The organism is Oxobacter pfennigii, assembly GCF_001317355.1.
Lineage (GTDB): Bacteria > Bacillota > Clostridia > Clostridiales > Oxobacteraceae > Oxobacter > Oxobacter pfennigii.
Window position 1 is genome coordinate 305,622 of the sequence record NZ_LKET01000039.1, and the last position, 17,614, is coordinate 323,235.

Annotated in this window: 19 protein-coding genes; 15 read left to right on the plus strand and 4 right to left on the minus strand. The window is 38.5% G+C overall.

Annotated elements, in window-relative coordinates; genetic code table 11:
* Nucleotides 1–12: 12 nt before the first annotated feature.
* The 11 genes from feoB to OXPF_RS23535 all read left to right on the plus strand — a co-directional run bounded on the left by feoB (nt 13) and on the right by OXPF_RS23535 (nt 8,065).
* Nucleotides 13–2,028, plus strand: a complete 2,016-nt coding sequence (gene feoB, locus OXPF_RS14740; protein WP_054875981.1) for a ferrous iron transport protein B — start codon at nt 13–15, stop codon at nt 2,026–2,028.
* Nucleotides 2,025–2,165: a FeoB-associated Cys-rich membrane protein gene (locus tag OXPF_RS21895; RefSeq protein WP_083479975.1), complete on the plus strand. Its 141-nt coding sequence runs from the start codon at nt 2,025–2,027 to the stop codon at nt 2,163–2,165. The genes feoB and OXPF_RS21895 overlap by 4 nt, the downstream gene beginning before the upstream one ends.
* A gap of 278 nt (nt 2,166–2,443) precedes the next feature.
* Nucleotides 2,444–3,019, plus strand: coding sequence for a TetR/AcrR family transcriptional regulator (locus OXPF_RS14745; protein WP_054875982.1), 576 nt, complete (start codon nt 2,444–2,446; stop codon nt 3,017–3,019).
* A 29-nt stretch (nt 3,020–3,048) separates the two neighbouring features.
* Nucleotides 3,049–3,480 carry a flavodoxin domain-containing protein gene (locus OXPF_RS14750; protein ID WP_054875983.1) on the plus strand — a complete coding sequence of 144 codons (432 nt, stop codon included), beginning with the start codon at nt 3,049–3,051 and terminating at the stop codon, nt 3,478–3,480.
* The gene (locus OXPF_RS14755) at nt 3,477–4,244 is read left to right on the plus strand and encodes a flavodoxin family protein (protein ID WP_054875984.1); all 768 of its coding nucleotides are present in this window, start codon (nt 3,477–3,479) and stop codon (nt 4,242–4,244) included. Before OXPF_RS14750 ends, OXPF_RS14755 begins: the two co-directional genes overlap by 4 nt.
* A 47-nt stretch (nt 4,245–4,291) precedes the next feature.
* Nucleotides 4,292–4,699 (plus strand): YbaN family protein, encoded by a 408-nt coding sequence (locus OXPF_RS14760; RefSeq protein WP_054875985.1) that lies wholly within the window; start codon nt 4,292–4,294, stop codon nt 4,697–4,699.
* The gene (locus OXPF_RS14765) at nt 4,696–5,385 is read left to right on the plus strand and encodes a CDGSH iron-sulfur domain-containing protein (protein WP_054875986.1); all 690 of its coding nucleotides are present in this window, start codon (nt 4,696–4,698) and stop codon (nt 5,383–5,385) included. Before OXPF_RS14760 ends, OXPF_RS14765 begins: the two co-directional genes overlap by 4 nt.
* 25 nt (nt 5,386–5,410) lie before the next feature.
* Nucleotides 5,411–6,220: a zinc transporter ZupT gene (zupT, locus tag OXPF_RS14770; protein WP_054875987.1), complete on the plus strand. Its 810-nt coding sequence runs from the start codon at nt 5,411–5,413 to the stop codon at nt 6,218–6,220.
* Nucleotides 6,221–6,370: 150 nt separating this feature from the next.
* Nucleotides 6,371–7,282, plus strand: coding sequence for an alpha/beta hydrolase (locus OXPF_RS14775; RefSeq protein WP_054875988.1), 912 nt, complete (start codon nt 6,371–6,373; stop codon nt 7,280–7,282).
* Nucleotides 7,283–7,337: 55 nt separating this feature from the next.
* Complete coding sequence (locus tag OXPF_RS23530; protein ID WP_341442643.1) at nt 7,338–7,499, plus strand: hypothetical protein; 162 nt, start codon at nt 7,338–7,340, stop codon at nt 7,497–7,499.
* Between the two features lie 113 nt (nt 7,500–7,612).
* Entirely contained in the window at nt 7,613–8,065 is a 453-nt protein-coding gene (locus OXPF_RS23535) for a hypothetical protein (RefSeq protein WP_341442645.1), read from the plus strand.
* 358 nt (nt 8,066–8,423) lie between these two features.
* On the opposite strand, the gene OXPF_RS14785 is transcribed toward OXPF_RS23535, so the two are convergent.
* Together OXPF_RS14785 and OXPF_RS14790 are read right to left on the minus strand one after the other, a co-directional pair.
* A complete protein-coding gene (locus OXPF_RS14785) occupies nt 8,424–10,706 on the minus strand; it encodes a M56 family metallopeptidase (RefSeq protein WP_054875989.1) in 2,283 nt (760 codons plus the stop codon).
* A 2-nt stretch (nt 10,707–10,708) separates the two neighbouring features.
* Nucleotides 10,709–11,071 (minus strand): BlaI/MecI/CopY family transcriptional regulator, encoded by a 363-nt coding sequence (locus OXPF_RS14790; protein WP_054875990.1) that lies wholly within the window; start codon nt 11,069–11,071, stop codon nt 10,709–10,711.
* A gap of 18 nt (nt 11,072–11,089) precedes the next feature.
* Between OXPF_RS14790 and OXPF_RS22570 the strand changes: the two genes are divergently transcribed.
* Nucleotides 11,090–11,260, plus strand: coding sequence for a hypothetical protein (locus OXPF_RS22570; RefSeq protein ID WP_160317231.1), 171 nt, complete (start codon nt 11,090–11,092; stop codon nt 11,258–11,260).
* 230 nt (nt 11,261–11,490) lie between these two features.
* On the opposite strand, the gene OXPF_RS22575 is transcribed toward OXPF_RS22570, so the two are convergent.
* Nucleotides 11,491–11,649 carry a hypothetical protein gene (locus OXPF_RS22575; protein WP_160317232.1) on the minus strand — a complete coding sequence of 53 codons (159 nt, stop codon included), beginning with the start codon at nt 11,647–11,649 and terminating at the stop codon, nt 11,491–11,493.
* A complete protein-coding gene (locus tag OXPF_RS14795; RefSeq protein ID WP_054875991.1) occupies nt 11,650–11,961 on the minus strand; it encodes a helix-turn-helix domain-containing protein in 312 nt (103 codons plus the stop codon).
* Nucleotides 11,962–12,268: 307 nt separating this feature from the next.
* Here OXPF_RS14795 and OXPF_RS14800 point away from each other — a divergent pair, with 307 nt between their 5' ends.
* The 3 genes from OXPF_RS14800 to OXPF_RS14810 all read left to right on the plus strand — a co-directional run bounded on the left by OXPF_RS14800 (nt 12,269) and on the right by OXPF_RS14810 (nt 17,534).
* Complete coding sequence (locus tag OXPF_RS14800; protein ID WP_054875992.1) at nt 12,269–14,839, plus strand: LuxR C-terminal-related transcriptional regulator; 2,571 nt, start codon at nt 12,269–12,271, stop codon at nt 14,837–14,839.
* A 427-nt stretch (nt 14,840–15,266) separates the two neighbouring features.
* Nucleotides 15,267–17,015, plus strand: coding sequence for a methyl-accepting chemotaxis protein (locus tag OXPF_RS14805; protein ID WP_054875993.1), 1,749 nt, complete (start codon nt 15,267–15,269; stop codon nt 17,013–17,015).
* A 48-nt stretch (nt 17,016–17,063) separates the two neighbouring features.
* Nucleotides 17,064–17,534 carry a chemotaxis protein CheW gene (locus tag OXPF_RS14810; protein ID WP_054875994.1) on the plus strand — a complete coding sequence of 157 codons (471 nt, stop codon included), beginning with the start codon at nt 17,064–17,066 and terminating at the stop codon, nt 17,532–17,534.
* Nucleotides 17,535–17,614: the final 80 nt, after the last annotated feature.

Genomic DNA, 17,614 nt, shown 5'->3' on the forward strand with positions numbered 1-17,614 from the left:
AGGGGGTAAATTATGAAAATAGCTTTAGCGGGAAACCCAAATAGCGGAAAAACAACATTATTTAATGCTATTACGGGTAAAATCGAGTATGTTGGTAACTGGCCCGGAGTTACTGTAGAAAAAAAGGCAGGAGATGTTAAACCGAATCTTAATCCCAAAAAGGAAGATTTGGTTGTTGTAGACTTACCCGGAGCATATTCCATGTCTCCTTATACAAATGAAGAAGCAATAACTAAGGACTTTGTTCAAAACGAAAATCCTGATGCTATCATAAATATTGTGGATGCAACTAATTTAAGCAGAAGCTTATTCTTTACTACACAATTATTGGAACTGGGCATACCTGTTGTTATTGCACTAAACAAGAGTGATTTGACAGAGAAAAAAGGCACTATAATAAATGTTCCTGAATTAAGTGATGCATTGAAGTGCCCTGTTATCCAAACCATAGCAACAAAATCCGAAAATAACGGTTTGCTTGAACTTATTGATTCAGTAGTAACCGTTGTCAAGGCAAAAAAGAAGCAAATTGCTCCTAATATCGGAGGTACAGCAAAAGCCTCTACGAAAGAAGAATTTGAAAAAGCCGATAAAAAACGATTTGCATTTGTAAACGATATTGTAAGTGAAGTTGAGAGGAAAAAGGTAAGCCCGGAAAAGCAGACCATACAAGACAAGGTCGACAGAATAATTGCGCACAAATGGCTGGGGATTCCGATTTTTGCCGTAATAGTCTGGCTGGTTTTTTCTATCTCTCAATCTTGGCTTGGACCGATGCTGGCAGATTATTTTGTAGGCTGGATCGACTCATTGTACGAAGTTGTTGCATCATTGCTGGGCGAAGATGTAAACCCCGTTGTCGCTTCTCTGCTTCTTGACGGTATTATTGGCGGCGTAGGCGCTGTTGTTGGTTTCTTACCTTTGATTATGGTCCTATTCTTCTGTTTGGCTCTTTTGGAGGACAGCGGATATATGGCTCGTGTAGCCGTAGTTTTAGATAGGTTCTTTAAAAGAGTCGGATTATCTGGAAGGTCAATAATACCGATGATTGTAGGTACCGGATGCGGGATACCAGGTGTTATGGCTACCAGAACCATAAAAAATGAAAGACAAAGACGTACTACTGCGATGTTGGCAACATTTATGCCTTGCGGGGCAAAGCTTCCCATAATTGCTCTTTTTGCCGGAGTTTTCTTTGGCGATAACAGCTGGGTGGGGACTTCAATGTATTTTTTAGGAATTTTTGTAATTATTATAGGTGCTTTGATTGTAAGACAGATTACCGGAGATTTTTCAACTTCTTATTTCATAATGGAGCTTCCGGAATATAGATTCCCAAGTATCAAGAGAGCAGCCATATCCATGATGATGAGAGCAAAGGCCTTCATTATCAAAGCAGGAACAATTATTCTGGTTTGTAACGCCGCCGTTCAAATTCTGCAAACATTTGATTGGCAATTCCAGGTTGTTGCTGAAACTGCTCCGGAGACAAGCATATTAGCAAGCATTGCATCTCCTTTGGCTATATTATTTGTTCCCCTTGGTTTTGGTCTCTGGCAGTTTGCGGCAGCAGCCGTAACAGGATTCATAGCCAAGGAAAATGTAGTAGGAACATTAGCCGTATGCTTTGGGATAACGAATTTTATTGATGTTGAGGAATTAGCGCTTGTCGGCAGCGGTGCGGAAGTAAGCTCAATATTTGGCATCACTGCGGTGGCTGGGCTTTCATACCTGGTATTTAACCTTTTCACACCGCCCTGCTTTGCGGCCATCGGCGCCATGAATTCTGAATTGGAGTCACGAAAATGGCTTGCGGGCGCTGTTAGCTTTCAACTTAGTATGGGTTATACATTATCCTTCCTAGTATACCAGATTGGCACTTTGGTAACTACAGGAACAATTGGAGAAGGATTTGTCCCAGGACTCATTGCTGTTGCTTTAATAGTAGGTTATATCGTTTATTTAATGAGAAAAGGCAGTAAAAAAAGCATTTCAACATCTGCCGGAATGCAGGGGGTAAATATATGAGTGGAGTAGATTATATCGTTATTGCTGTATGTGCCGCATTTATTGGTTTAGGCATATACAAAATCAGAAAGGATAAAAAAAGAGGTGTAAAGTGCCCCGGATGCGGAGAATGCGGCGGCGAATGCCTCGATAAATAACTGAATAAGTCTAAATAATATAAGTTACTGACGAGAAAAAAACAAAAAGCCCATCTTTGCAGATTAAATAATTCTGTATAGATGGGCTTTTATTACGCAATAACAAGGTTTCCGGGGCTGCCAGTAATCTATAATAGGCTATAGCGGGTGGGTTTTCTTATTTTTCAGTATCGCCAAACTTATTAGTATTTATTGACATCCAATAGTTGCCATGATAAAATATGAATGAATTAAAAAATATTCATTCATATTATTTAGTTACTTGGGGGTAATCATTTTTGAGTGATAAAAAAGATATAATTTATAAATGCGGTAAAGAGATATTTGAGAAAAAGGGCTTTAAAGATACAAATGTGGCTGAGATAATGAAGCAGGCTGGTATGGCCACAGGAACATTCTACAATTACTATGCTTCGAAGGATAAACTTTTCATGGAGATATATAACGACGAAAATGTAAAGCTTAAAAGCAGCATAATGGCATCACTGGATATAGAAGCAAACCCCATACTTGTTGTCCGGGAGATGATGATGAAAAACCTTCAAGGGATGATGGAAAACCCCATATTGCGAGAATGGTATAACAGAGATGTTTTTCAGAAGCTTGAACAAAGCTTCCGTGAGGAAAACGGTGCCGGTCAGGTGGATTTTCTTTATAATAGCTTTGTCGAGGTCATCAGAAAATGGCAGATTCATGGGAAGATGCGTTCTGATATCGATGCAGAGATGATTATGGCCATATTCGGAGCACTGGTAAATGTTGAAACACACAAGGCAGAAATAGGACTTAAATATTTTCCTGAAGTGATTGAATATCTTGCAGAATTTACAATGAAAGGATTAATGAATAATTAGTATTTTAATTAAGAAAGAAGGATATTATTATGAAGAATGTGTCTGTTGTATATGCAACAAAAACACAGCACTCGCGAAAAATTGCGGAGGCCATAGGGAAGGAGCTTGGCACTGAAACGAAAAAAATATCAGGAAGTTCACAGCCTGAAAAAACAGATCTGCTTTTTCTTGTAGGAGGTATTTATGGAGGCAAGTGCAATCCCGAACTTTTATCCTATGCCGAAAAGCTTACCTCTTCCCTTGTTAATAAGGCGGTGCTTGTGACATCCAGTGTATCGACAAGTCTTAGAAGTCAGAGTGATATACGCAAGGTTCTTTTAGAAAAAGGCATTGATATTATAGACGAGATAACCTGTACCGGAGGGTTTCTTTTTATAAATTTTACCCATCCTGATAAGAAGGATATTCAAACTATTGCAAATGCTGCAAAAGTTATATCGGAGAAAGCAGTGATAAAATGAAAAAAATTACTGCATTTATAGGTACAGCAAGTAAACAGGCTACCTGGCAAGCTGTCAGTGTATTTGAAAAAAATCTGAAGGAACTCGGTGACGTTGAATTTGAAGCTGTATTTCTTAATGAATGCAGCCTTGAATATTGCCTTGGCTGCAAAATGTGTTTTGATAAAGGCGAACAATTTTGTTTACTGAAAGACGATAGGGATGCATTGCTTGAGAAAATGGAGAATTCAGATGGAGTTATATTCGCTACGCCCAGCTATGCGTTTCAGGTAACTGCGCGGATGAAGAACTTTATAGATCGTATGGCATTCATACTCCACAGGCCTAGATTCTTTGGAAAGACCTTCATGGCTATTGTCACTCAAGGCATTCCAACCGGAGGCAATGTGCAAAAATACCTGGAAAACTTAGGCGCAAGTCTTGGATTTGACGTGACAAGAGGGTGCAATCTGTGGACAATGGCACCTATGTCCGAAAACCGTATGAAGAAATTCAACGAAAAGATCAAACAGGCATCAAAGAGATTTTATAAGGGTTTAAGTCGTAAAACAAAGTTAATACCTTCGATATATAAACTGATGATGTTCCGGACCAGCAGGTCGGGTATCCGCTCTGCAAAGTCAAAGTTCTATGATTACAGCTATTTCTATGAAAAAGGCTGGTTTGAGTCAGACTATTACTATGATGTGAGGCTGGGGCCTATAAAGATGATGTTGGGTAGCATTTTTGACTGGCTTGGGGTACAGGTTGCTAAACGAATGTAGGAAGTATATGTTAACCGAATAAATTAACTGATTTATGGAGGAATGGTTTGAATAAGAATATTAAAAATATAGCTTTGTCGACATGCGGTTGGTTATTGCTTTCTTTGGCTTTTGCTGCAGTATTTATACCGGTTTTGCCCACCACTCCTTTAGTATTGCTGGCAGCAGTGTGCTTTTCTTCCGGCAATCCTAAAATGTCTCAGGGGCTGGAGAAAAGTTATGTTTTTGGACCATATATCGTTGCGTGGAGGACCAAACAGGGAATATCCAAAGAAAGAAAAATAGCAGCTATCTTTGTCTTATGGCTAATGCTTTTAATATCCATGGTTATGGTTCGAAAGATATGGCTTGTGGTATTCTTAACTTTGGTTGGCATTGGCGTTACCATTCATCTCGTTATGCTGAAAACAGCTGTAAAACCCAACAATGGATATGAGGGGAGTGAGGAAATATGAGTAATAATCATAGCCCAAAGATTAAGATAATCAAGGATGGACCTTACATCGTAACCGGTAAAGTGCCATTAGGTGAAAAAGTAATATTATCAAATGAAGAGGGCAGTGAATTCATAGAAGGGCGAAAGTTTCCTCAATCTGAAGAATATGCCCTCTGCCGCTGCGGTAAATCCAAGAATCCGCCTTTTTGTGATGGTTCTCATGTGAGTTCAAATTTTATAGGTACCGAAACAGCATCAAAATTAAGATATGAGGATAGAGCAGCGTTACAGAAGGGTTCTTCTATAGACCTCTATGATGATGACAGGTGTGCATATGCAAGGTTCTGTCATGGAAAAAACGGCAGCACGTGGGATCTAGTTGAAGAGTCTCATGATGAAGAAAATAAAAAAGAAGCAATAAGAACAGCCAGTAATTGTCCGGCAGGAAGATTAACAGCAGTGGATAAAAACGGAGAAATAATTGAACCGCCATATGAACCGGCCATAGAAATCCTTCAAGACCCTGATAATAATGCAAGTGCAGGTATTTTTATCAAAGGGATGATTCCTTTAGAGTCAGCAGATGGTGCACTTTACGAAACAAGGAATCGCTATGTCCTTTGCCGATGCGGAGCATCGAAAAACAAGCCCTTTTGTGATGCAACGCATATAGATGTAGGGTACTCAGATGATAATAGAAAGTGAAATATACATATAAGGGGGGATTAAGTTGGAATTTTCAAATGTTCTATTTGCATTTTCCATAACGCTTTTTGCAGGTCTTTCCACAGGAATAGGCAGTGCCCTTTCGTTGCTTACAAATAAAACAAGCACAAAATTTTTATCTATAGCATTAGGTTTTTCCGCAGGGGTAATGGTTTATGTATCTTTTGTTGAAATACTTGCTAAAGCCAAAGAAACTTTAATATCTGTTCTTGGAGTAAAGAATGGAACATGGGCTGCAGTAGGCAGTTTTTTCTTCGGTATATTGTTTATTGCTATTATCGATAAACTCATTCCTTCTTCAGAGAACCCTCACGAAGTGCATACAGTAGAAGAAATGGATGGAAAAAGTGAAGAGCATAAGTCAAATTTAATGCGAATGGGATTATTCACAGCATTGGCAATAGGAATTCACAATTTCCCTGAAGGAATAGCGGTATTCACAGCTGCACTAAGTAATCCAAAGCTTGGAATACCCATTGCATTTGCCATTGCCATTCATAATATTCCGGAAGGCATTGCTGTTGCAGTACCCATATTCTATGCCACAGGAAGCAGAAAAAAAGCCTTCAGATTATCATTCTTATCAGGATTGGCAGAACCTATAGGGGGGCTTATAGGGTATTTGCTTCTGGCAAAGTTTTTCAATGATGCCATGTTAGGTTTTATTTTTGCTTCTGTGGCAGGAATAATGGTATATATTAGTATTGATGAACTGCTTCCGGCTGCAAGAGAATATGGAGAGCATCATCTTTCTATTTATGGAATGATTGCAGGGATGGCCGTGATGGCTTTGAGCCTCCTATTGTTTATATGATCCTTATTGGGAGGTGGCAAGTTAACAATATATGCATTCTTTTTGAGTTGGATGGTTTACTGCTCATTTTCAGACAGCAGATGAATTGGAGGATAAGGAGATATTGATATATTAATATTTGTAAAAATAAGTAGAGGGTGGAGTGATTTGATGGATAGAATACCTGAAGAAAAGATCTATACCCGGGAAGAACTAATTAAAGAAATCAGAATGATGAAGCAGATGGCTGCCAATTCATCGGCGGGAATGCCACCATCAAAAAGGCCGGTCGGCAAGGAGATTTTTCTCGATACCAATGTCGGTAAGATTCGAGTGCTGGCATATAATTTGGATAATCCCAATAAGCTGCCTTTGTTTGTGAATATCCATGCCGGAGGGTTTATTTCAGGCAATCCGGAGATGGACGACCCTTATATGATGAATGTGGCCATAAATGCCAATGCGAAAATTCTCAATATCGACTACAGCTTGGCCCCGGAGTCACCTTTTCCGCAAGCCCTGAATGATTGTTATGCTGTTATTAAGTATGCCTGCGAGCATCCGGAAGAATTTAATATAGACAAGGACAATATCGCAGTGGGCGGACACAGCGCCGGAGGAAATTTAACTGCTGCCATCTGTATTAAAAATGCGGGCTTAAAAGAGTTGAACATAAAATGCGTCATCCTGGATTATCCAGCCATGGATATATACACTGACCCATATTTAAAGCCCAAAGGGGGAGGGAGGGCTGCCGAGACCTTCTTGAACCCCAGTATGTTCAGGCTCTTCAACGCCAGCTACTGCCTCAAAAAGGAAGAACGCAAAAACCCGCTTATTTCTCCGCTGTATGCATCCAAGGAACAGCTGGAAACGTTCCCGCCAGCGTTAATCATAACGGCAGGTATGGATTCCCTGTGCAAAGAAGCAGAGGATTTTAGGGACTTACTCATTGCAGCTGGTGTGGATGCTACCCACAAACGCTTTGAGAACTCAGATCATGGCTTTACAATGAGTGACATGCCGGATGCCAAAGAGGGCTGGGGACTGATGATAGACCATCTGAACAAATATCTGAATTAAACGTAATATTATTTAATATGAAGAGATAAGGGGAGCTGTATAGTTATAATTAATCATGAGTATTGAAAGATTAATTCAGGAAAAAGCTTATGAGTTGGGCTATCAAAAGTGTGGAATCATTCCTATAAAGGAATTGGAGGGCTATGACGAAGCGCTTAAAGAAAGGATGGATAAGGTTCCTGCTTCAAAGATGTTTTATCAGAGACAAAGCCTCTGACTGATCTTCAAAGACAATATCAATGGGCAAAATCTGTTGTTGTGGCTGTTTCACATTATGGGCATTATAAAATACCTGAACAATTAGAGGGCATATAGGCAAGTACTATATTTTTGACGAGCGCGCTGAAGCGGAAACTCAGGAATTCAAAAGAAGCGCTGCTATGGATCATTTTTTGGAGAGCAAGGGTTAAAAACTGCATCAATCGCAACTTCGGACCTGTAGGGCTACGCTTTGCAGCTATGAAAGCCGGCCTTGGATTAATACGCAGAAATAATTTTTTTTATACGGAAAAAGGTTCATGGATGGAAATTGAGGCCTGGATTACTGACAGAGATATGGAACTTGTTGAAACAACAAACCTGCCAAAATGCCCGGAAGGGTGCAGCAATTGCATAAAGGCCTGCCCGGCTAGATCACTTTCAGATTCCTATACTATGAATCCTATAACTTGTGTCTCATATCTCACCACTTTCGGAGGACGGGATTTGGATAAGGACCCTTTAAGCAAAAATTTGGTCCCTGGTACTATGGTCGTGATGCCTGCCAGGATGTATGTCCTATGAATAAAGGGAAGTGGTCGAGGAGGATGAATATCACGATATTGATGAAAAGACAGTTAACCTGACGCCGGAAAGCATTATGAAAATGGAAGAGGATTTTTACAGAAAAAATATATAGCCTAAATTCTTTTATCTTACACCGGATGATTTATGGAAATGGAAGGTAAATGTATTGAATTTTATGAGTAATAATTATAAGGAAAGCTATAAACAATATATACTAGAGGCTTGCGAAGATAAAAATGAAAAAGTTCGTGAATTTGCTGAAGCAATTTTAAAGAAATAAAAATGTGATGCACTTTAAGGAGGTATTCGATGACCATTCCTGAAAAACGCCGATGGTATACACCGGCGTTTTTTATTAATTATTATAGGATACTACCGCCTGAACAAGTCCATTCTCTGTACTGTCGCTTTTTAACTGCTCCAATGTGAGGTTTTCTTTCTCAGTCAGATAAATGGTTGTCCTGCCTTCATTATTTATAATTGTAAGATGTGGTGCTTCGCTAATATGTGTTTTCTTTGCATCTTCACCAGCAAATTTATCTCGTGAGGAGTCGGTAAGAACCTGATATCCGGCCACATCATATATCACATGGGTAAAAATAGGATCACCTTCTATTGTATATTGCAAAATTGTAATATCCGCAAACTCCTTGTTTTTTATAGAGGCAAGGAACTTCTCCCAGACATTTAAGGTGCTGCCGTGTACTTTTCCGTGGACAACAACAAACATACCATCTTCTTCACCTTGCTCCGGAGGATAATAATCAGGGTAATCATTAAAGGATTTTGCTTCTATGTCGGGGATTTGATTAGAATTCCCAACATTCTTTTCTTCAGCAATGGGCTGGATAGCTTTGTCTACATGCTCTGATATCCTGTCTAAAAGCACTTTGAATTTACCAAAGGTTTTGCTTTCTTCCCAGAGGTCGGCGCCTGCAATAGACTCTGCATAATCGCGGGTATATTCTATAGTGTAAGGCTCAGAGACACCGTCATAAAGTGTGAAATTTATAATATCTGCATTTTCAATCAGTGAAAACATTATGCATGCATTGATTAAAAAGGGCTTTTGGTTCATAATGCCGGTGTAATAATCGAGAGCCTGGGTGTTGGTTTTAAGAATTACCGTAACTTTGTAGGGCGGGTTTCTTGTCTGCAATTCAAAACTGTCATAGTTTGTGTGGTCAGGCATCACCAGCTCATTTATAATACCGCCAACAGCAGAATTGTTTCCCACATAAGGTGTGCGCAATTTCCACAAGCTTTCAACTGAAACTTCTGATATATTTTTAAGCTTGAACAGCCAGCGGATATGGGGGTTGAATGAGCGGATATTGGAATCGGATGGACTATCATACGCATGTGCCAGCAGTATATCCCCGTTTTTTAACTGTATGACGAGATAAAAAGTGTTATTTTGATCATTTGTATCTGCCCTGTAAACTAATTTTGCCTGGTCGATTTTTTCATGTACATTATTTAAAAGGGGCTGGAAAAGAGAATACAATTCCTGCCTTTTTATATTATACTTATACAGGCTATTGTGCATAACCCAGTCTGTTTGTGCAGGTTCTTTGCTGAAAAGCACATAGTCTGAGGATATAGTAAAAACAGGTGCCGTATCTGTAGTATACGCAAATGAATACCTTGGTGCGTCGTATATAATTTCTTCAACTCTATAGGTCGCACCGTTAAAGGAAGTTTGAGTCTTCGGGTTTGCCATTAAGCTGAAAGAAATTCCAAACACAGCAATAAGGGCTATAACTGTGACCCAAAACTGCGGCTTTTTAAAATTGAGTATGTTTTTTATGCGTCCTTTTGTGTCCACCTCCCCGAAGGCAAGGGGAACGCCGCTTAATATGCGCCTTCCTGAAGTAAGGGCCAGCAATGAAGAAGAATAACTCTTTTTAATATCACTGCCTAGGCGCCTTATAACCGCTTCGTCACAGGACATTTCCATGTCCTTTGTGCACAGAGAAAATGCAATCCATACCAAAGGATTAAACCAGTGAATGCAAAGAAGCAGAAAGCTAAACATCTTTATAACATGGTCGAAACGTTTTATGTGGATCCTTTCGTGCAAAAGGATGTATTCTTTTTCTGCCTCTGATAAGTTTGCCGGCAGATAAATTTTTGGCCGGATGATCCCCAAGACAAAAGGCGTACCCAGATGCCTTGCTATATAAACATTATCTTTTTCATGCTTCGAATCTTTAAGCCTGTTTTTAAGATTGATAAGTGAAATCAAGCTGTATAAAATCAAGCTTGCTATACCTGCAATCCAGATGATCTCTCCGATAAAAATCCATATTTGCAGAGGATTTACACTTGCTTCAGCTATTGGAGCAGGCAATGAGGAGTTTATGACATTATCAATAGTGCTAATTCCCGTATTTATCTGGGGAGTTTGAGAATACATAATTTCACTTAGAATAGGTGCAGTGCTGTTTGGTATAAGGCTTAACATGCTTTCAAAAGAGAAAGGAAATACCAGCCTGAACAGCACAACGCTCCATAAGGCATAGGAAAATATTTTGGGTGCTTTTTTAAGCGCAAGCCTTGCAGCTATCACAAATAAAATCGCGATGCTTGCGGTATAGCTCATATTGAGTATTTGCACAAACAAGTTATCAAGCATCTTTATCCCTCCTTATGCTCATCAATCAATCGCTGAAGCTCATTAATTTCCTTGTCACTTAGCTTGTTGCGGCGGGTAAATGCAGCAAAAAATTTAGGAAGGGATCCGCCAAAGGTTTCTTTTATAAATTGTTCTCCCTGTGCCGCCTGAAATTCATTTTTACTCATTAAGCTTATAACAGTGCCGTTCTGATTTTCAAAAATATTTCTTTCGCACAGTCGTTTAAGCATTGTATATGTGGTTGTACGTTTCCAGTTAAAGGCATCGGCGCACAGCTCGGTAAGTGTACGGGAGCTTATGGGCTCGTTAGCCCAAATTAAATCCGCTAACCTTTGCTCCATTTCTCCTAACTTATATTGTTCCATAAAGCAACCTCCAGTCGAATGGCATTAGACAATTTTAGTCTAACGCATTTAGACAAGTTTGTCAATGATGCTCTTTGTCTTGCCATTGCCGAAAGACAAGGATTAGAGTATGGTTTTGTGACCATAGCCGATGACCCTTTTAAAGACAGTACAGGCTTGAATATGCATATAGTTGCGTTTAATAAATAATTATGCCATAAGGATATAAGCAGGTGTTCTTGCTCATATCTTATTTATCAAAAGTACATACGGAGCGGTAAGTCTTATTAAGGCTCGTTTCCCCGAACAGTACAGGCAAATAGGCATTCAGCACGGAATAACTTCAAATTATTTTCCATAAATCAACCTTCCTACATACCGCTGTTTATTGTTATAAGCTAAAAAAGTTTATAACAATAAACAGCGGTTGTCAATTATTGCTAATGATTGTTTTTAGCAATATCAACACCGACGGTAAACATAAAATCAAGTCCTTTCAAAATGAATATTGAAGGTATCCCTCTTACAACCTTTATGCGATGGCTCATTGATAAAAGAACTGTGTGATTTGCATGATATGTAAGTAATTTTACAGCCATTTATTTTTTCAACAACCGGTTAATTAAGCTTAAAATCATGAGGACATCACCGTCATCCAAGTTTTTTAAGCCTTCCACAGCTTTTTGAATCAGCTCGGGATTTTTCTGCTTATCATCGAAAAACTGGGCTGGAGTAATACCGAAATATGAGCATATGGCAAAAAACTCAGTTAACGGCGGAAGGGATTTACCGGAAGATATATTATATATATAACCTCTGCTATGACCTAAGTCATGACTCATTTGATATTCCGACACTCCTTTTTGTAATCTCAGCTGGGTAATTCTGTCACGGACAAATTTACCATACATTTCAATCACCTCATCATATATCGTAATTTGAAAAGAGTATAATTATTATAATTATACATGTTATAGTAATTGAAACAATCCTATAATTTATGTTATAATGTCGAAAAATACGTTATTTTATGAATATTTTGGCTAAAAGCATCTAAATATATTTGTTAAAAATATATTAATTTACCTTTCTTCATATAGGAATATTTTTTAAATAATCGGAGGGCATAAATAAAATTATAAAATTTCGATAGATTTTAAACGGGATGCCGTGTGATATAAAAGAACATCCTCTTCAATTCAGGTTGGAGGAAATGATATGCAAAAGAATTTAAACCAGCGAAAAATATATTATTTTTCTGAAAAGTTAAAACAACAACTTGAACAAATATCATATCATCCTGTAACCGTTATTGAAGCTCCGTCAGGTTTTGGAAAAACTACGGCTGTGAGGGAGTATTTAAAGCAAAAACTTACGGGGGAAAGCTATGAGTTTTGGTATACTTGTTTAGGTGAGCAGGAGAATATGGCATGGGAAAGTATTTGCGATCTGATTTCCAATGTAAATGCTGAAGCTGCCGACAGGTTGAAAAGTTTGGGAATGCCTACTGCCGAAACTTTGATGTATGTGAGGCACCTCTTGAAGGATTTTTATTCCGAAAAAGAAACATACCTGGTAATAGATAATTATCAACTTGTAAATTGTGAAATTCCATATGAATTAATGAGCGCCTTTTCAATGCATAGATGTCCCTATGTCCATATGATATTTATTACACAGAATCTCAATACAAAGAAGCAAATCACATTTCACAATGATAATGTGCACACTATTGACTCATCGGTACTTTTTTTTGACAAGGAAAGTACAAAAAGTCTTTTCCGCATGGAGGGTATCCGCCTAACTGATGGCATGCTTAACCATGTTTATTCAAGTACTGAAGGCTGGGTAGCCGCTATACGGCTGCAAATAATAAATTATAAGGAAACCGGCTCTTTTAACTATACTGCAGATATTGAGCGGTTGGTGAAAACAGCTGTATGGGATAAGCTTACAGCAGAAGAAAAAGAATTTCTGCTTATAATATCCGTCAAAGAAAGCTTTACAGCAAAACAAGCAGCACACATGATTGAAAAAGATATTTTACCGGAGAGTATCAAAAATCTATTAAATTCAAATGATTTTATAAAGTTTTTTCCGGATAAAAGTATATATTCCATGCACAGTATTTTACTGGGTTATTTGAGAAATCAATTCTATCAACACCAGCCTGAGGAATTTCAGAAGTTCATATTGCATCTTGCAGGAAGGTGCTGTGCCGGTGAATTGCAACTGTTAAACGCTGCAAAATTTTTTATGAAGGTTAGAGATTATGAAGCCATATTGGCATTGCCTTTTGACGGAACATATATAACTGACCAGGGAGAAAAAGACATATCGGGACTTATTTCAGAACTGATCGATAAATGCCCGGAGGGAATTCTTTATAAATATCCATTTGCCATTCTTTTGTTTGCTTATATAATGCTTTTTAAGGGAAATGGAAAAAATGGGAGAATATTATTTGACATGATTGACTTCGTAATTGAAACTAATAAAGCCAATTTGAGTCAAAAAGAACTTAAAAGGCTTAAGGGTGAGTACTTGCTCTTAAAGTCTCTTACTGCTCACAATGATATAAAAAAGATGGGCGAAGGGGCAAGAGAAGCCCTTAAAATTTTAGATGCTCCAAGCAGTATCATTTTGAAGGATATGCCTTGGAATTTTGGATGTGTATCTATAATGTGCCTGTTCTGGCGTGAACCTGGAAAGCTGGACGAAGCTTTAAGAGACATTGAAGAGTTTCTGCCATATCATTTGGAGCTTACATACGGGCAGGGAACCGGTGCTGACGCCGCTATGAAAGCTGAGGTCATGTTTATGCGCGGAGAAGATGAAAAGGCGGAAATTTTGTGTCATAAAGCATTATACGAAGCCAGGAGTGAACAGCAAATCAGTATATGCCTGTGTGCGGAATTAATCCTTGCCAGAATAGCTATTCTTAGAGGAGATGTGAATGGTTATTTAACAGCAGTAAAAAGTATTCAAAATTATGCAAAAGAGGACTCTGAATATTATGTAGTCCGCATGGTGAATTTATGTCTTTCAGTTATTGATATATTACTCGACTCAGCAGAAAAATTTGCTAGATATTTTGAAGATATGGAGAGTATAAAGAAGATAATGTATGCTCCTGCCATTCCGTATTTTCAAATACTTTACTCTTATTTTCTGCTTAATAAAATGAGGTATAAAGAGCTTTGCGGATTATCACAGACCATTGTGAAGGCCGGTAAGAATATGAATTATATATTTTCTCAGGTATATCATTTAATATTTTTGACCATTGCAAAGCTAAACAGCGGTTCTGCCAAAGAAGCACTTGAATACTTCAAGGAAGCCCTCGATTTAGCCATACCTGACAGAATTTATCTGCCTTTTGCTTTGCAGTGGGGGGCGCTGAAAGACCTTTTGGAGTCAATGAATAATTCAAATGAGTCATACCACGTATCCTCTCCCCACACAAAAATGCACAAAGCATCTTTTGCATCTTCTAATTATAATCATACCTCATCAGAAAATAGAAACAGCTTCCTGGAGCTGATAACACTTTGCAAACGGCAGGCTTATGGCAAAAACATTATCAAGAAATTTCTTCAACAAACTCAATCGCCGCTGACTCCAAGAGAAAGGGAAGTAGCTCTTTTAGCCAGGGACAGATATAGCAAAAAAGATATAGCAAGCAAGCTTTATATATCAGAAAAAACTGTTAAAACTATTCTTCAGAATATATATTATAAACTGGACATTCATTCGAAGTCTGATTTAAGCAAAATGGAGCTTTTATAAAATATCAAATATACTCCTGAAAGGAGTATATAAATTAAAAAATACCCTGCTGTGTTTATTTATAACGGCAGGGTATTTTCACACAATCGATATTTGTAATATGTATAGGAGGTTTTGATATATAAGAAGCTCTGAATGTTTTTTAAAGAGTATTTTACGTTATTTTTTTGAAAATCAGATCCTTAATAAATAAATTAGCTATCACAATGTTGCTGTTCTGCATTTAATAAATATACTCCTAAAAGTCTCATGAAAAAAAGCCAACAATACTTTACAATATCCGACAGGGAACCATTTATAAGTACTTTTATTTCACCATCTATGGCAGAAGTTAAAAGGTATACCGGATATATGCTAATTACCATTCCAAATACAACTGAAGCAAAATGTTAAAGTACCAAAAGAATAAGGAGGCAATTAAAGTACTATGAAAAACTTATCAATAAGCATGAAATTGATTGTCGGATTCGGCATTATACTGCTTCTGATGATCGCAACCGTTGGAGTATCGGCATTCAGTATCATCCAAATTGGACTGAAGGTTGATATGTATGGAGAATATACAGTTCCGCAAATAGTTAGGGCATTGAACATTCGCCGTGATACTATGTCTATCGAACGGTATTTACTTGAAGCTATGCAGGCAAATACAGATGACGAAATTGGTGAATTAATAGCTCTGACCCAAACGGATGCTGAAAACGTGAAGGCAAACTTATTGGCGTTCGAAGAGGGCCGGGCAAACAATGATATGGATGGTGAGATAAAGTCAGCAAAGACGCTTCTTGAAAAAGCCGGATCTGCCAGACAGAAAGTCACCCAGCTTCTCAACCTCAATACGGCAGAGGCTGCCGGCGAAGCTTTTAGACTTTATGAGGAAGAGTATGCGCCAATTGTTGAAGAGCTGGCTGAGGTATTCAACAGGCTCAGCGAGGTGGAAATGCAGAAATCCGAGGTGCAGAAAGAAGCTGCCGATAAGGCGCAGGCTTTTGCCTGGATTCTTTTGTTCTCAATTTCAGCAGCTGCTATAGTTATCACCGTCATTGTTATTTTTGTGATCAGGAAGTCTATCATGACTCCCGTTAGGGAAATTGTGGATGTTTATGATGAAATAGCAAAAGGCAATATGAAGGTCAACATTAAATATGAAAGCCGTGATGAAATGGGCAGAATGGCACAGAGCATCAAAAAGACAAACGCTTTTCTTTCGGCATATATTGCTGATATTTCGGAAAAGCTTAATCTTATGTCCAAAGGAGATATGTGTATTAATATAAATATGGATTACATAGGTGATTTCGCAGCTATTAAACAAGCTATGATAAATACTGTTTCAGAATTGAATCATACATTGCTTACCATAAACACAGCTGCTGAACAGGTTTCAGCCGGTTCCGCCCAGGTATCCGCCGGTGCCCAGGATCTTGCTACAGGGTCCAGTGAACAGGCAGCGTCAGTTGAGGAATTGACTGCTGCTATTGCAAGTATAGCCGAGCAGGCCGAAGAAAACTCAAGAAATGTGAAGATAGCAACACAATTGGTGGAAGAATCAGGTGAAGGGGTTAATGCCGGCAACGAGCGCATGGAACAGCTGACAGAAGCTATGTCAGAAATCAGCTCTTCTTCCAATGAAATTACCAATATCACTAAAGTGATTGAGGATATAGCTTTTCAGACAAATATTCTCGCATTGAACGCGGCAATCGAAGCTGCAAGAGCTGGAGAGTCAGGAAGAGGGTTTGCAGTGGTAGCCGATGAGGTCCGAAATCTGGCTGCAAAATCAGCGGAGGCTGCAAAACATACGGCAGACTTAATACAGACTTCCGTTGCTACTGTATCTAAAGGAAAGGAAATAACTTTGCAGACAGCGCAAATTCTCCATGATGTTGAAGAAAAATCCAGAATGGTCATTGAAAGCATAGATAAGGTTGAAAAGGCATCTATAGAACAGGCTGTTGCTATAGAACAGATTAAACAAGGTCTTTCGCAAGTATCTTCTGTTATACAGACCAACGCTGCCACGGCTGAAGAAAATTCTGCAACCAGTGAGGAGATGTCTGCCCAGGCATCAACCCTTCATGAAGAAGTAGGTAAATTCAAACTGGATTTCAGACATGAAAATGACGGTTTTCAATCAATGGCTTTCTATAAGAATCCTGAAAGAGAAAACAGTTAGATATCCATGGAAACATTTTAGATATGAGAAAATATCGAGGTGTGATTGATGAGTTTTTTAGGAAATACAAAAAACAATGAAGTTCAAATATTGGAATTTGCCCTGGATGACAACAGGTATGGCATTGTTGTTTCAATAGTAAGCGAGCTGCTCCAATACCGGGCTGTTCAGCCTATGCCCAGGGCTCCCGTCTATGTGGAAGGGATAATTTCGCCCAGAAACGAACTTATGCCGGTTGTGGATCTTGCCGCTTACTTAAAACACGGGAAATCAAAACAACAGGAATTAGATATATTTATAATTGCCGAAATCCTTGGGAAAAGGACAGCCTTTCACGTACATAAGGTAATAGGAATGCACCTGATTCCGCAAGATGCCATCAAAAAGCCCGATTCATCAGTTTTTGGTGATGATTATGGAATAATATCAGGAATTTCAATAATTGAAGATAAAGTTGTATCCATACTGGATTTTAATAAAATTATATCGAGCATTGATTCCTATTCTTTTGAGAAATAAAATGCAGAAATTAGTCCGCAGACTTTTTGCCGGCAGGCGTTGAAACTCTTACGGAAGCATTAGCGGAGCCTTTTCGTAAG